The organism is Mucilaginibacter daejeonensis (assembly GCF_020783335.1).
In the GTDB taxonomy this organism is placed as follows: Bacteria; Bacteroidota; Bacteroidia; order Sphingobacteriales; family Sphingobacteriaceae; genus Mucilaginibacter; species Mucilaginibacter daejeonensis.
On record NZ_CP086068.1, the window covers coordinates 2,625,298 to 2,640,666 of the forward strand.

The window sequence follows — 15,369 nt, forward strand, 5'->3', positions numbered from 1 at the left end:
TATTCAAGAAAAACTATTTGACCAACCTGGCCGCTTCGGCCAGGTGTTTAGCGGCCTCATAAACATCTGTAAAGCTGTTGTAGAAAGGTACTGCACTTAACCTGATCACATCTGGTTCACGCCAATCACCGAGCACGCCATTAGCTAACAGATGATCAAATATAGCCTTACCGTTCCTTTTGCAAATGATCGACAACTGAGCCCCCCGGGCACTGGACTCTTTTGGTGTGATGATCTTAAAGATCTGCTCACCCTGTTCAGCGTTGATCCCGTTTATCAGATATTCCAGATACCCTGTCAGGGCGATGCTTTTTTTGCGCAATGCAGCAACACTACCGGCTTCCTCAAATAATTCGAGTGAAGCTTTGTGAGCGGCCATTAGCAATATTGGGCTGGTGCTTACCTGCCACCCTTCAGCGCCGTTCTCCGGCACAAAACCCGGCGTCATTTTGAAACGGGTATCGTTACGATAGCCCCACCAACCTGCAAAACGATTCAGCTCACGGTTCTGGTGATGTTTCTCATGCACAAAGATTCCACTGATCCCACCCGGACCAGAATTCATGTATTTGTATGAACACCAGCAGGCAAAGTCGGCCCCGATGTCATGAAGCTTCAACGGAACGTTACCAGCTGCATGAGCCAAGTCGAAGCCTACCATCGCGCCAGCCGCATGGCCAGCTTTAGTAATGGCCTCCATATCGAAGAATTGACCAGTATAGTAGTTGATGCCGCTGAACATCACCAGGGCCAATTTGTCGGCATTTTGTTCAATGGCAGTAAGGATGTCTTCGGTTCTAAGCGTAACTTCACCCTCACGCGGAAAAAGCTCGATCACTGCCTCCTCAAGATCGAACCCATGAAAGCGTACCTGGCTTTCCATGGCATATTGATCTGACGGGAAAGCGCCCCCTTCCATAATGATCTTATACCGTTGCTGAGTGGGCTTGTAAAAGCTGACCATCATCAGGTGTAGGTTTATCGTTAAAGAGTTCATGACCGCTATCTCGACGGGTAAGGCTCCCATGATATTGGCCAACGGCCCAAGCAACTGTTTGTGGTAACCTAGCCAAGGCTCTTCACCATCGAACCAACCTTCAACAGCAAGCTGATGCCAATTGTCCAACTGGTCGGTGATGGCCTGCTTGGCTGCTTTAGGTTGCAGGCCTAACGAATTGCCGCACAAGTAGATGATATCTTTTCCATTGTGCTGTGGGATAAGGAAGCGCTCACGAAAGCTATTGAGTTCATCCTTTGCATCAAGCTCGAGTGCGAAATGAGCACTGTTTTGGTATTCCATTAGCCAATATTACAAAAAAGGCCGATGTGTATCGGCCTATAATTTATAACTCAACTTTTTCATGTTCACCCGGCTCAAATTTATCGCCTGTGATCACCGACTTTAACCATTTAAAGGCGAGACCGATAGTGCCCGCGCTGTTATCCCAGTATTCAGCATCGGTTATGTTCACTTTCAAAAGCGTCAATGCAGGGTCATCTATGCCATCTTTGAAAAATACTTCGACCGCAGGCGACCACAGCTCTTTCATGCGGGTACGATCATCAACAATAGCTGCCGAACCGTTCACACTGATGAAAGTGTTGTTGGTGCTGTTCGAATAAGTGATGTTGACCTTGTTTTCATGCGAGATCTCGGCCACTTTTGAAGAGAACTCATTGGTAAAGAACCACAGGTTACCATCAACATCCAACTGAGCGGTGGCCATTGGTCTGCTATGGAAGCCGCCATCCAGAGTGAAAGTCGTTAGCATGGCGGTATTGGCCTTGTCGATCAGGCCGCGCAAATGGTCGGTATCTTGGAGCTTTTTCAGATCTTTTTCAAAATTCATAACCTTGTTAATTAAAGTGATAAATGATGAACACATTAAACACAGTTTTGATTTGAAGTTTATCTATTCGGCTTGCTTACATATATATTGCCTTTCACGTAAAAGCGATAAGGCAGCAATGCGTCTTCTTCGGCATATGCCACACCTATACGAGGCGCCGCAGCTACCTCGTCATCTGTAAAATGTAGTCCCTTATCTTCGATCCAAAGCTTGTCGCTTTGTAAGCTAATACCGTTCAATTTACGGTCGATCCCAAACGCCTTGCCCACCGACCCTGGTCCGCGGGTAATGTTCGGCTTTACCAAGGCCATGTTACGCCGGTATAGCATGGCATCGATACCGACCGTCGGGTCTACCGCTCTGATCAGCACAGCGTGCGGTTGGCCCTCTACCGAGGTGACCACGTTCAACATTTCATGTATGCCATAACATAAATAAACATAAGCTACTCCTCCCCGCTCATACATGGTCTGCGTCCGATTGGTTCGGCGGTCACCGTATGCGTGTGATGCCCGGTCAATGATCCCATTATAGGCTTCAGTTTCCACAATGTAGCCGCCGCTCACTACGCCGTCTATGTTGGTGAACAGATATTTGCCTAACAGGTCACGAGCCACCTCCACCACGTTGCTGTTTAAATAATAGGACTCCGGGAGCTTCATTCGTTTAGGATATCTAAAATAATGCCGCTGATCTCGGCCGCCCGGGTATAGACCATATCATGGCTGCCACGTTCCACGATATGTGTTGAAGAATTGATGTATCGGTGTGGAAATATCAGGTCGTTATTCCCGATGATGTGATAGGTCTTTTGAGTAACGGGCTTCGGTTTCCACCTCAACACTGCGTGCATGGCCCACCGCATAAAAACGGGCGAGCTATGTTTGATCATGTCCACGAACAAAAAGCCGGTCTTACCCTTGGTATCGCCAAATAACGGCTTGATCAGGTTACCCATGGATACATAGAACCGGTGCGGCAATATCTTATAAATGGGCACCCTTCTGAAGAATCTAAAGTAAGGCGGTATCTCGCTCGATTCCTTAATGCTGGAAACGATGATCGCTTTGCCCAGCCGATTCATGTTGCTGATCTCGACCGTCATGATACCACCCAAGGACACGCCCAAAAGATTGGCGCCTTCCGGTATCTGATAATGTTCGATAAGCTTTTTAGCATAAGTGCTAATGGTATCATGCTTTTCGGGCTCTATCCAATCTACATGCACCAGTTCATGACCTGGAAGCGATAATTTATCAAATAAGCGCCTATCGGCACCCAAACCGGCTATTAGGAACAGTTTAGCCATTAAAAGCGGAGCAGTTTCACCAATTGTTCAAGGTTCTGCTTATCGGTATCATCGAACTGGTCCAATAGTTCGCTGTCCACATCCAGGACGGCAACCACTTCGCCATCACTGAACAATGGCACCACGATCTCAGACCGCGACAATGAACTGCAAGCGATATGCCCCGGGAACGCTTCTACATCAGGCACGATCAGGGTTTGTTTTTGCTGCCAAGAGGCTCCGCAAACACCTTTGCCCGGGCCGATGCGGGTACAAGCTACCGGCCCCTGGAACGGGCCTAATACTAGTTCATTATCCTTGACCAGGTAAAATCCCACCCAGAACCATTTGAATTGCTCTTTCAATGCGGCCACCATATTCGCCATATTGGCAACAAGGTCGGTCTCGCCATAGAGCAATGCCTCTATTTGAGGGATGAGCGAGCGATATTGGTCAGCTTTATTTTCGGTATGTAGTATAGTCAGATCTTCGGCCATGGTACAAATGTAATTATGACGTACAAAAAGTAAATAACCGAATATCATATTTAAGCATTTAATTAGCTTTGGCGGTCATGATAGTTAGTATAACCATGGTCAGGTACCGCAAAGCGCTGATACCTTTTGCTCTGCTGGCCATGGCCGTGCACCGTTTGCCATTGGCCCTGCAGAAAGGCTGCTGCTTTTGGAAACTAATGGGCAGTGGCAAAGGTGGCACCTTTTCATTAAATCCTGATTGGCAGCAATGGTCGCTGCTCACGGTATGGGATGATCAACAAGAACTCGAACGCTTCTATGAGCGATCATTCATCCTTTCCTGGTGGAAAAAGCTATCGACCGAGCAATGGACCATCTGGCTGTCGCCGCTACAGGCACATGGTAAATGGGATGGTAAAGAGCCATTTAAAGCATCAGAGCAACAACACACCGGCCCCGTAGCCGTGCTGACCAGGGCCACCATACGTTTCAACCGGTTAAAGAACTTTTGGGCACATGTGGACGAGGCCGCTAAGTCAATGCTGGAAGCTGAGGGCTATATCAACTCTTTTGGTGTGGGTGAAGCCCCCGCTTATCGTCAGGCTACGTTCTCGGTATGGGAGAGCTTGGATGATGTCAAAAATTATGCGTACCGCTCTCGTACTCACGCCGATATCATCAAAAAGACACGGGCCGAAGGCTGGTATAGTGAAGAGCTGTTCGCGCGGTTCAAGCCGTTGAAGGCATGGGGAACGCTAAATGGCGTGGACCCGCTGCATGGTAAATTAAACTTAATTAATCTAAATGAGGATCATAGCTGAGATACCCCACCCCGACTTCAAAGTGTCGATACTGAACATGAACCGCAAGTTCATCATCAAGATCGAGCAGGGCGCGCTGGAGCAAACCTACAAGGTGTCCGAAATGGACCTGATGGACGGTGTGAACAGTGTTTTCGAACTGCTGGACGAAGCATTTTACCAGACCGTGGCCACCCGTTTCACCGAAATGCGAAAAGATTGGAAAGAGACCTACCAGCGTTATAATTAGTGTTACAAAAGCTAGTCCAGAGGACCTGCTGATCACTATTTCTGGAAATTTCTTGGTTTTTCTGGATTTTTCTTCAGTTGTCCATGTCATGGATGCCGCTTGAACGCTCCAAAGTGTTACATCTATGAAACACTTTTGACGGCAATGTAACACCGTTCATCCCACCTGAGGAAGGATGATAATATGTTATAGTTCCTTGCTTAAATCATATAATAAAATCTACCCCGGCGCCGATAGATTTGCTATTTCACCATTTAAGCCGACCTGCATTTCCTGAGCCATGTAAAAACGTTGTCCGTCATGTCTGCGCATGACCGGCCAGCACCAGAGATAGCAAGGGCGTGCGGTGAAATGACCTGATATGCCCGAAACAATAATATTAAAAGGTATCACCTGGAATCACAGCCGCGGCTTTGTGCCCATGACGGCCACCGCCCAGCGCTTTACCGAGCTGAACCCCAATGTCGAGATCATTTGGGAGAAACGCTCGTTACAACAATTCGCCGACCTTTCTATCGAACAGCTTGCCGAGCGGTATGACCTGCTAGTGATCGATCACCCGTGGGCTGGTTTTGCTGCCCGCACCCGTGCTATTTTGCCGTTCGATGAATATCTAAGCTCCGAGTTCCTGAAAGACCAGGCCGACCATACCGTAGGCCACTCGCATGAGAGCTATAACTTTCACGGCCAGCAATGGGCTTTGGCCATTGATGCCGCCACACCGGTGGCCTCGAGCCGTCCCGACCTGCTGCAACAGCATGGCCTGCAGCTGCCTACCAACTTTGAAGAATTGATGGATATGGCCAAGGCTGGCCTGGTGGCTTGTCCGCTGATACCGATCGATTCGTTAATGACCTTCTACACCTTTTGCTGTTCACTTGGCGAAGACCCTTGCCAGCAGGACGACGTGGTGGTAAGTGAAGAGATCGGTGTAAAGGCCCTACAGATGTACCGTCAGCTGGCGCAAAGCGTTGACCCGGTATGCTTCGACCTCAACCCCATCCGCATTTACGAGTTAATGACCCGTAACGATCAAGTGGCTTACTGCCCATTCGCGTACGGTTATTCCAACTACTCGCGCGCTGGTTATGCCCGTAAGGTGCTGCATTTTCATGATATGATCAGCCTGAACGGGAACACTAATTTACGGTCTACCTTAGGTGGCACCGGTTTGGCCGTATCGTCTAAATGTGCCCATATCGATGTGGCCATGCAGTACGCTGAGATGGTGGCTTCGCCCGCTTGCCAGGAATATCTGTATACCGACAACGGCGGTCAGCCAGGTCACTTAACTGCCTGGACCAGTGACCACACGAATGGTTATACTAATAACTACTTTACAAATACTTTACCTGCTTTACAGCGAGCCTTCTTACGCCCCCGCTATTACGGTTCCATGTATTTTCAGGACCATGCCGGCGATGTGGTTCGGGATCACCTGATGAAAGGTGGCAGTGAGGTAGAAGCGTTACACGCCATGAATGACCTTTTCAAACGATCAAAGGAGATAGCTTAAAATGACACGACCGTTAGAAGGGCTGCTGGTATTGGAGTTCAGCCAGTTCATGGCCGGGCCAACTGCCGGGCTGCGTTTGGCCGATCTGGGTGCCCGCGTGATCAAGATCGAGCGGCCTGTAAAAGGTGAAGCCGGCCGGCAGATCGCTATCCGTAACATTTTTGTCAATGGTGATAGTCTGGTGTTCCATACGATCAATCGTAATAAAGAATCATACGCTGCCGACCTGAAAGATCCTGAGGACCTGGAACGCGTCAAAAAACTGATCGCACAGGCCGACGTCATGACCCATAACTTTCGCCCCGGCGTAATGGAAAAGATAGGGTTAGATTATGAGGCCGTGCAGCAGGTCAATCCTAAGATCATTTACGGTATGGTGACCGGCTATGGCAGCAAAGGTCCATGGGCCTCGCGCCCTGGTCAGGACCTGCTAATACAATCTTTATCGGGCCTTACTTACTTATCTGATACTAATGATGCCGGCCCGGTGCCTTTTGGTTTGGCCGTGGCCGATATCATGTGCGGCGCTCATTTTGTGCAAGGCATACTGGCTGCGCTGATCAAGCGTGGCAAAACACAAAAAAGCGTGTTGGTAGAGGTCAGCCTGCTTGAGTCGGTGCTTGACCTGCAATTCGAGTTCTTGACCACACATTTGAATGATGGTGGCCTGCTTCCGCAGCGCAGTAGCGTAAAAGGCAGCGGCCACGCCTACCTGAGCGCTCCATACGGCATCTACCGTACCGCTAACGACTACCTGGCACTGGCCATGGGCGACCTATATAAGATCGGTACCGCCATCGGTGTAGACCTGTCAATGTTTGATACACCGGCCTTATGGTTCGAGCGCCGGGACGAGATACTGGAGCTGCTATCGGCACAACTGCTTACCAAGACCACTCAGGATTGGCTGGACCTGTTAGAGCCTAAAGGCATTTGGTGCAGTGAAGTACTTAGCTATGCACAAAGCCTTCATCATGAAGCTTTTGAAGCATTAGGTATCAAGCAACATGTTACCCTTCCTGATGGCAAAAGCTTACACACCACCCGCTGCCCGATCCGTATAGACCATCAACGTTTATACAGCGATGTGCCAGCCCCGCGCCCTGGTGCGCACACCCAACAGATCGATCAACAATTTAACCTGACCCAAGCATGAGACCGTTACAAGGATATTTAGTGGTCGACTTTAGCCAATTCCTTTCGGGACCATCGGCAGGTTTGCGCCTGGCCGATCTAGGTGCAAGGGTGATCAAGATAGAACGACCCGATACCGGCGATATTTGCCGCCATTTGTACACCTCCAATGTGATCATGAACAGCGAATCGTCGGTGTTCCATGCCATCAACCGTAATAAGGAAAGCTTTGTGGCCGACCTCAAGAACGAGGCGGATAAGCAACAACTTTGGGAGTTGATAAAAAAGGCCGACGTAGTGATGCACAACTACCGCCCCGGCGTAATGGAGCGTTTAGGGTTCGACTTTGAAAGCGTGAAAGCGGTTAACCCGACGGTCATATATGGCGAGATATCAGGCTACGGCAACGAGGGGCCTTATAAAGATAAACCTGGTCAAGACCTTTTGTTACAATCACTTACCGGCCTTACCTGGCTTACAGGTAACGCAGGTGGGCCGGTGCCTATGGGCTTGTCCATCATTGATATGCTGGCCGGCACGCACCTGGCTCAAGGCCTGTTGGCTTGCCTGGTACGCCGTTCGATCAAGAACGAAGGTGCATTGGTGCAGGTGAGTATGATGGAGTCGGCGTATGACCTGCAATTCGAGGCCGTGACCACCTACTATTATGACGGCAAATTGCCCGAACGGTCAGCCAAAAATAACGCTCATGCTTACTTAGGCGCACCTTACGGGATATATAAAACAGCCAACGGACACATGGCGTTGGCCATGGGTTCTATACCGCAACTGGGTCAGCTCCTGCAATGCGATGCCTTGTTGCTTTACACTGACATCGGTTCGGCGTTCCACCAGCGTGATGAGATCAAAGCTATATTGGCCGATCACCTGCTTACCGGCACTACCGAAAGCTGGCTTTCAGTACTGCAACCTGCCGATATTTGGTGTGCCGAAGTATTAAGCTGGGATGTACTGATGCAACAAGAAGGCTTCAAAGCACTGGATATGATCCAGGAAGTGACCATGAAAGATGGCTACAGTTACCGTACCACCCGCTGCCCCATCCGCATCGATGGTGAACTGCTCACCTCAGCTAAAGGATCACCGGCACTTGGACAAGATACTGACCATATTTTGAAGGAATTAAACCAAGAGCAGCTATGAACGGCACGGACACCATCAGGATAGCCGTACGTAAGTTCGGCCCGTTCGAGAGCGCTATGCAAAAGCTCTGGGATAACTTTTGCGCCGACACCGGCTGTTCGCTCAAGGCCGAGATGGTGCCTATGGACCTGGAAGTGCTTCACAAAGCCATACTGGAAGATGAAGGCCTGCTCAACGGCGACTGGGACATTGCTCACGTGAATACCGATTGGCTTTACGAGGCCTGGAGCAGTGGAGCACTGGAAGACGTTAGCCCATATATAAACAAGATCGCTCCTGATGATTTCCCTAACGGCTGGAGCCCTTCGTTGCTGGGCATGCAACAGTTAGGTAACGGCATTTATGGGCTACCGTTTCATGATGGTCCCGAATGCCTGATCTACCGCAAGGACCTTTTTGAGGACAGCGCAGAACAACGTCGTTTCCATGAGCTGCATGGCAAGATTCTCGAGTTACCGAAGACATGGGACGAGTTCCAGACCGTGGCCCGCTTTTTCCATCGCCCCGAGCAGAACTTTTACGGTACGGTGTTCGCCGGGTATCCGGATGGGCACAATACCGTTTTTGACCTCGTGCTTCAGCTTTGGACACGCGGTGGGGATCTGACCGATGCCTGCGGCGCTATCAACATCGATACGCAGGCGGCGCTGGACGGGCTCACCTATTACCGCAACATTTTGCGCGACAACCAGGCGGTGCATCCACAAAGCATGGCGTACGAATCGGTTCAAATGGGGATGGCCTTTGCCCGTGGCGAAGCGGCCATGATGGTGAACTGGTTCGGCTTTGCATCCATGTGCGAGGTGTTGCCCGAGTCGATGGTCAAAGGCAAGGTCGACATCGCCCCTATCCCACATGCGCCGGGTTCGGCATCTGCTTCCCTTAATGTTTATTGGTTGTACACCATAGGCTCCGGAAGCAGGCACAAACAGATCGCTTACGATCTTATTCGTTACGCCACCAGCAAGGCGAGCGATAAACTCCTGACCTTGGAAGGCGGTATTGGTTGCCGCATCTCTACCTGGAAAGATGAAGGCATCAACACCATCGTACCCTATTACCATAAACTGGAACAGCTACATCAGGTAGCGCGATCGCTGCCACAAAAAAGCAACTGGGCACAGATAGCCAAAGTAATCGATGAAGTGGTGCTGGCAGCCATTGACACCGACCGACCGATCAGCTTGATTCTGCAAGCAGGACAGCAACGGATCGAACAACTAACCAACAGAAAATAAATAGAATGCATATACCCTATCAACCCACTTTACCCGAGTCCCCAGCCCCCATTATTATTATTGGTGCCGGCGGCATTGTGGGTGATGCGCACTTGCCGGCCTACCGCAAGGCGGGCTTCGAGGTGATCGGTATCACGAACCGTACACGCGCGCGGGCCGAAAAGCTGGCCGCCGAGTGGAATATCCCTAATGTGTATGATACGGTAGAAGATGCTGTGGCGAACGCACCCGCGAACGCGGTATACGACATCACCATCATGCCCGAAATGTTCGTGGCCACGTTGGAGAAACTGCCAAATGGCAGCGCCGTACTGATCCAAAAGCCCATGGGCGACTATTTTTGGCAAACCAAAGAGATACTGGAGGTGTGCCGTCGCAAGAATTTGGTAGCGGCCATCAACTGCCAGCTTCGTTTTGCGCCCTATGTGAGCGCCGCACGATACATGATCGAGCAGGGCATGATCGGTCAGCTTTACGATATGGAAGTAAGGGTGACGCTGGAGACCCCATGGGAACTGTTTCCCTTTGTGATGGTGCATCCGCGTTTGGAGATACAATATCATAGCATCCATTACATTGACCTGATGCGTTCCTTTTTGGGCGACCCAACATCGGTAATGGCCAAAACGCTCAAACATCCGGCTAAGACCTTATCCTCATCACGATCAACGATCCTATTCGATTATGGGGATACCATGCACGCGGTGATCAACACCAATCACGACCATTCATTTGGTGCGCATAATCAGGAAAGCTTCATTAAATGGGAAGGCACCAAGGGCGCGATCAAGGCCCGAATGGGACTTTTGATGGATTACCCGCACGGAGTTCCCGATAAATTTGAATATTGCATCGTGGAAGAAGGTCAGGCACCCGAGTGGAAAGAGATCCAATTGGAAGGCTCCTGGTTCCCGGATGCGTTCATTGGCACCATGTCGAGCCTGATGCGTTACAAGAACGGCGAGACCGACGTACTGCCTACCAGCGTTGACGACGTGGTGAAGACCATGGCCGTAGTAGAAAGCGCCTACCAAAGCAGCGACCAAGGCGGCGTTGTGGTATCAGATAAGTTTATCTGAACTTTAGGATCAAACAGAACCGTCATCGCGAGGAACGAAGCGTCTCTACGTAGGCATAATCGCCAAGCACAGTTCAGAGATTGCTTCGTACCTCGCAATGACGACAATACGAAATAAAAGAACCATGTATTTTAAGTCGACCTTTTTTGAAGATTATACCGTAGGCGATAAACGCACTACACTGGGCCGTACCATCACCGAGACCGACTTTGTGGTACACGCCGGCCACACCGGCGATTTTTTCCCGCATCACCTGGATGCCGAGTGGTGCGCCACCCAACCCTTTAAACAACGCATCGCCCACGGCACCATGATCTTCAGCATTGGCATAGGCCTTACCGCATCCGAGATCAATCCCGAGGCGTTCTCGAAGGGATACGATAAGTTGCGCTTCGTGAAGCCGGTGTTCATTGGCGATACCATTCACTCGGAGGTGACCATATCTGAAAAGACGGACGCCAAAAAGCCAGAGTTCGGTACAGTGACCGAGCATGTGGAAGTGATCAACCAGCACGGCGAAGTGGTGCTGGCCTGCGACCACCTACTGCTGGCCAAACGCAAACAATAACTCCTACCTTATTTCCTGATAACTATTGATACAACATTTATTTTAGAAGAGACCCATGGCCCTTGTAACCGACAATGACTCAGGCTTAGTAGCCGAGACCAACACCACAGGCAAAAGCTACGTACTGCCTTTTATCCTGATCACCTGCCTTTTCTTTTTATGGGGAATGGCTCATAATCTGGATTCGGTACTTATCCCCCACTTAAAAAAGGCTTGTCAGTTGAACAACCGCCAGTCGACCCTGATCGATACGGCCGTTTACCTCGCCTACTTTTTGATGGCCATACCTGCGGGGATGATGCTAAAAAAGTTCGGGTATAAGAACAGTATCATCTGTGGCCTGCTGCTATTCGCTTTCGGTGCGGTATTGTTCGTTCCTGCTGCTGATACCCGCGCTTATGCCATGTTCCTGGGAGCGTTATTTATCATCGGTTGCGGCCTTACCATCTTAGAGACCGCTGCCAACCCTTATGCCGCGATCCTTGGCGACCCTGCCGGAGCGACGACCCGCCTTAATCTTGCCGCATCATTCAATGGACTGGCAGCTATGGTGGCACCTCTCATCGGCGCCAACTTCATCTTATCGGGAAAAGAGTACACCCCGGCTCAAATGGCCGCCATGACCGAGACCGCAAGACAAACCTACCTGCAAGGTGAAGCTTCGTCCGTAAAATTGCCTTACATCATCTTAGCCAGCGTACTCGTGCTGGTAGCAGTGTTGTTCTACTTCGTCAACCTCCCCGAGATCAGGAACGTATCTAAAGAACCGACCAGTGGTGGAAGCTTCTTCGGCGTTTTAAAACACCGCCACCTATTGATGGGGGTATTGGCACAATTCTTTTATGTGGGCGCACAGGTATGTGTGACCAGCTTCTTTATCCGTATGGCCAAACAAGGCGGTGGCTTTGACGAGAAGACCGCGAGTTACTACTTGGGTCTGTACGGCTTCCTGTTCATGGCAGGGCGTTTTGTGGGTACCGGATTGCTGCGTTTCGTATCGTCAGCACGACTACTGGCAATTTACGCGGTGATCGCTGCTGCATTATGCGGCGTGGCGGTATTGGGTAGCGGTTCATATGTGATCTATGCCTTAGGCGCACTGGGTTTCTTCATGTCGATCATGTTCCCTACCATATTCGCCTTGGGCATCGATGGCCTGGGCGACGACACCAAACCTGCGTCATCATGGTTGGTGATGTCGATAATTGGTGGTGCAATCTTGCCATACGTGATGGCTACCGTTATCGACTACAATCATGACCAAATACAGCCGGGGTACATCATCCCATTACTTTGCTTCTTATTTATTCTATACTATGGCCTGATTGGCTATAAGATCAAGAGACAACCCATCACCGCCTGATACTTATGGAAAGGATAACAGGTAAATATTACATCGAGACCCCCTACCCGCTGGAAAAGGCTGCACAGGTACTGGCCGGCGAGCAATCGAGCGGTACGTTCGTGGCAGTTCCAGGTGAAACGGAAGAATTGAAGGCCCGCTTTGCAGCACGAGTGGAAAAGATCGAGCACCTTGAGTCGGTGAATGAACCGGCCATGCCGGGCGCTGTGGCTAAAGAAGGCGGTTATCATCGGGCCAACATCGAAGTGTCATGGTCGGTAGAGAACTTTGGTTACAACCTGCCGGTGCTGGTATCTACTTTACAGGGAAACCTGTACGAATTGACCCAATTTACCGGCTTAAAGTTGATGGATATCGAAATTCCTGACAGCTATACTCAGCACTACAAAGGCCCTGAGTTCGGCATTGAAGGTTGCCGTAAACTGACCGGCGTGGAAGGTCGTCCGCTGATCGGGACCATTATCAAACCGAGCATCGGCATGTCGCCGGAGACCACGGCCGAATTGGTGAAGACCTTAGCTGAAGCCGGTATCGACTTTGTGAAGGATGATGAGCTGATGTCGGCAGCCGCAAATTCCAGCTTTGAGGATCGTGTGGACGCCATCATGCGCGTGATCAATGACCACGCCGACCGTACGGGCAAGAAGGTAATGTACGCCTTTAACCTGAGCGACGAGGTGGACAGCATGCTGCGCCGCTACGAATACATCGTGAAGGCAGGTGGTACCTGTGCCATGGTGAGCTTGAACAGCGTGGGCCTGTCGGGGGCTAAAAAGATATGTGATCAGGGCGCGCTCGCCATACATGGTCACCGCAATGGCTGGGGTATGATGAACCGTCACCCGCTGCTGGGGATCGAGTTCCCGGCTTATCAAAAGCTATGGCGTTTAGCCGGTGTGGACCAGATCCACGTGAACGGCATCAAAAATAAGTTCTGGGAAAGCGACGATTCGGTCGTTCGCTCGATCGAGGCTTGCCTTAAACCTTTGGCCAATGGCACCACCGTGTTACCGGTTGTTTCCTCAGGCCAGTGGGGTGGCCAGGCGTTCGAGACCTATCGCCGCACGCAGACCATCGACCTGTTATACATGGCAGGCGGTGGCATCATGGCGCACCCCGATGGGCCTACCGGAGGCGTTGTAGCGCTGCACCAGGCCTGGCAAGGCGCGGTGGACGGGCTATTGCTTGAACAAGCAGCGGAAAAGTATCCTGAATTCGCTAATTCGGTGAAAAAGTTCGGTAATTCATGAGCATAACCCCTGACCTGCTGCTGGCCTATTACGGCGACGACCTCACCGGCTCCACCGACGCGCTCGAATTTTTGAGTCGTGCCGGTATCCGAACGGTGTTGTTCATTGAGCCACCCACACCTCAGCAATTGAGTAAATACACCGGGCTGCAAGCCATCGGCGTAGCAGGCCTCACCCGGTCGATGCCACCTGATGAAATGGAAGCTACCCTGCGTCCTGCTTTTGAAGCTTTGAAGGCGCTGGGCGCACCGCAAGTGCATTACAAGGTCTGCTCCACGTTCGATTCATCGCCTGCCATAGGCAGTATCGGTCGTGCCATAGATGTCGGTGCCGAGGTCTTTCAAGGGCCTTTCGTGCCCGTGCTGGTGGCTGCACCAGCCTTAGGTAGGTTCAGCTTTTTTGGGAATCTGTTCGCTCGTATGGGCATAGGCAGCCAGGGACAGGTGTATCGCCTTGACAGGCATCCTTCTATGAGCAAACATCCAACTACTCCGGCTCACGAAAGTGACCTGCGCCTGCACCTAAGCGAACAAACGGACAAGAAGATCGGCCTTCTGGACATCCTGCAACTGCACCAGCCCGATACTGAAGCCGCAGCCACTTTACAGCAGCTGATCGGTGAAGGTAATGAGGTCATATTTTTTGACGGTGTGGACGATAACGATCTGCAACGTGTAGGCGAACTGATCGACGCGCATGCAAGTTCGTCAAAGCCTCTTTTTTCAGTGGGCTCATCAGGTGTGGACATGGCACTTGGCGGTCATTGGAGGACCTCAGGCAAGCTGTCTCAAGCTCCGACCTGGCCTGATGTACAAAGCACTGATAAACTACTCGTCGTATCGGGCAGTTGCTCACCAGTCACCTCCCGGCAGATCGAAAAGGCTTTACATAACGGCTTCATCGGTATCGCTGTTGATACCACAGCCTTAGCCGAGGGTGCTAATATGGATGAAGTTTTGGCATCCTATATCGCTGAGGCTGCCGATCACATCAGTAATGGCCAAAGCGTGCTCGTTCACACCAGTGTAGGTAATGATGACACGCGCGTAGCGCTTTCACACCGGGCCTTTGTGGCGCAAGGCATGACCGAGCAACAGATCCGCAGCAGTACAGCAGCGGTATTTGGCACTGCATTGGGCCTTCTAGCCCAAGGTGTGATCGAACGAACCGACCTGAAACGCTTGGTGATAGCGGGTGGCGACACATCAAGTTTTGCTGCACGTGCGCTCGGTATCGAGGCGGTGGAAATGATCGCGGCCGTATCGCCGGGTGCGCCTTTATGCAAGGCGCACGCGCCGGGCAAGCCCATCAACGGTCTGGAAGTGAACATCAAAGGCGGCCAAGTGGGCGACGAGAATTATTTTTTAACAGTATTGAACGGTAAATAATATAA

The 15,369-nt window shown here is 51.0% G+C and carries 16 protein-coding genes; 11 read left to right on the forward strand and 5 right to left on the reverse strand.

All coding sequences use genetic code 11. The features are described 5' to 3' along the window. Positions 1-13: 13 nt before the first annotated feature. Genes kynU through LLH06_RS11085 form a run of 5 tightly spaced genes read right to left on the reverse strand, consistent with a single transcriptional unit; the run spans position 14 to position 3,635 of the window. Positions 14-1,300: a kynureninase gene (kynU, locus tag LLH06_RS11065; RefSeq protein ID WP_228169354.1), complete on the reverse strand. Its 1,287-nt coding sequence runs from the start codon at positions 1,298-1,300 to the stop codon at positions 14-16. Positions 1,301-1,343: 43 nt separating this feature from the next. Beyond that, positions 1,344-1,850 carry a pyridoxamine 5'-phosphate oxidase family protein gene (locus tag LLH06_RS11070; protein ID WP_228169355.1) on the reverse strand — a complete coding sequence of 169 codons (507 nt, stop codon included), beginning with the start codon at positions 1,848-1,850 and terminating at the stop codon, positions 1,344-1,346. A gap of 59 nt (positions 1,851-1,909) precedes the next feature. Next, the gene (locus LLH06_RS11075) at positions 1,910-2,512 is read right to left on the reverse strand and encodes a DNA-3-methyladenine glycosylase (RefSeq protein ID WP_228169356.1); all 603 of its coding nucleotides are present in this window, start codon (positions 2,510-2,512) and stop codon (positions 1,910-1,912) included. Beyond that, the gene (locus tag LLH06_RS11080) at positions 2,509-3,159 is read right to left on the reverse strand and encodes an alpha/beta hydrolase (RefSeq protein ID WP_228169357.1); all 651 of its coding nucleotides are present in this window, start codon (positions 3,157-3,159) and stop codon (positions 2,509-2,511) included. The genes LLH06_RS11075 and LLH06_RS11080 overlap by 4 nt, the downstream gene beginning before the upstream one ends. Continuing rightward, positions 3,159-3,635 carry a GAF domain-containing protein gene (locus LLH06_RS11085; RefSeq protein WP_228169358.1) on the reverse strand — a complete coding sequence of 159 codons (477 nt, stop codon included), beginning with the start codon at positions 3,633-3,635 and terminating at the stop codon, positions 3,159-3,161. The genes LLH06_RS11080 and LLH06_RS11085 overlap by 1 nt, the downstream gene beginning before the upstream one ends. 77 nt (positions 3,636-3,712) lie before the next feature. On the opposite strand from LLH06_RS11085, the gene LLH06_RS11090 reads away from it, so the two are divergent. From LLH06_RS11090 to LLH06_RS11140, 11 genes are all read left to right on the forward strand, one after another. After that, a complete protein-coding gene (locus tag LLH06_RS11090; protein ID WP_228169359.1) occupies positions 3,713-4,435 on the forward strand; it encodes a DUF3291 domain-containing protein in 723 nt (240 codons plus the stop codon). Then, positions 4,419-4,664, forward strand: a complete 246-nt coding sequence (locus LLH06_RS11095) for a hypothetical protein (protein WP_228169360.1) — start codon at positions 4,419-4,421, stop codon at positions 4,662-4,664. The genes LLH06_RS11090 and LLH06_RS11095 overlap by 17 nt, the downstream gene beginning before the upstream one ends. 361 nt (positions 4,665-5,025) lie before the next feature. Next, positions 5,026-6,180, forward strand: coding sequence for an ABC transporter substrate-binding protein (locus LLH06_RS11100; RefSeq protein WP_228169361.1), 1,155 nt, complete (start codon positions 5,026-5,028; stop codon positions 6,178-6,180). 1 nt (position 6,181) lies between these two features. Continuing rightward, a complete protein-coding gene (locus tag LLH06_RS11105; protein ID WP_228169362.1) occupies positions 6,182-7,336 on the forward strand; it encodes a CaiB/BaiF CoA transferase family protein in 1,155 nt (384 codons plus the stop codon). Continuing rightward, complete coding sequence (locus LLH06_RS11110) at positions 7,333-8,478, forward strand: CaiB/BaiF CoA transferase family protein (protein ID WP_228169363.1); 1,146 nt, start codon at positions 7,333-7,335, stop codon at positions 8,476-8,478. Before LLH06_RS11105 ends, LLH06_RS11110 begins: the two co-directional genes overlap by 4 nt. After that, on the forward strand, positions 8,475-9,716 hold the full coding sequence (locus tag LLH06_RS11115) for an extracellular solute-binding protein (RefSeq protein WP_228169364.1): 1,242 nt from the start codon (positions 8,475-8,477) through the stop codon (positions 9,714-9,716). Before LLH06_RS11110 ends, LLH06_RS11115 begins: the two co-directional genes overlap by 4 nt. A gap of 5 nt (positions 9,717-9,721) precedes the next feature. Beyond that, a complete protein-coding gene (locus LLH06_RS11120) occupies positions 9,722-10,795 on the forward strand; it encodes a Gfo/Idh/MocA family protein (RefSeq protein WP_228169365.1) in 1,074 nt (357 codons plus the stop codon). Positions 10,796-10,919: 124 nt separating this feature from the next. Then, on the forward strand, positions 10,920-11,363 hold the full coding sequence (locus LLH06_RS11125; RefSeq protein WP_228169366.1) for a MaoC family dehydratase: 444 nt from the start codon (positions 10,920-10,922) through the stop codon (positions 11,361-11,363). Between the two features lie 55 nt (positions 11,364-11,418). Then, positions 11,419-12,726, forward strand: coding sequence for an L-fucose:H+ symporter permease (fucP, locus tag LLH06_RS11130; RefSeq protein WP_228169367.1), 1,308 nt, complete (start codon positions 11,419-11,421; stop codon positions 12,724-12,726). 5 nt (positions 12,727-12,731) lie between these two features. Continuing rightward, a complete protein-coding gene (locus tag LLH06_RS11135) occupies positions 12,732-13,976 on the forward strand; it encodes a ribulose-bisphosphate carboxylase large subunit family protein (RefSeq protein ID WP_228169368.1) in 1,245 nt (414 codons plus the stop codon). Beyond that, the gene (locus tag LLH06_RS11140; protein ID WP_228169369.1) at positions 13,973-15,364 is read left to right on the forward strand and encodes a four-carbon acid sugar kinase family protein; all 1,392 of its coding nucleotides are present in this window, start codon (positions 13,973-13,975) and stop codon (positions 15,362-15,364) included. Before LLH06_RS11135 ends, LLH06_RS11140 begins: the two co-directional genes overlap by 4 nt. Positions 15,365-15,369: the final 5 nt, after the last annotated feature.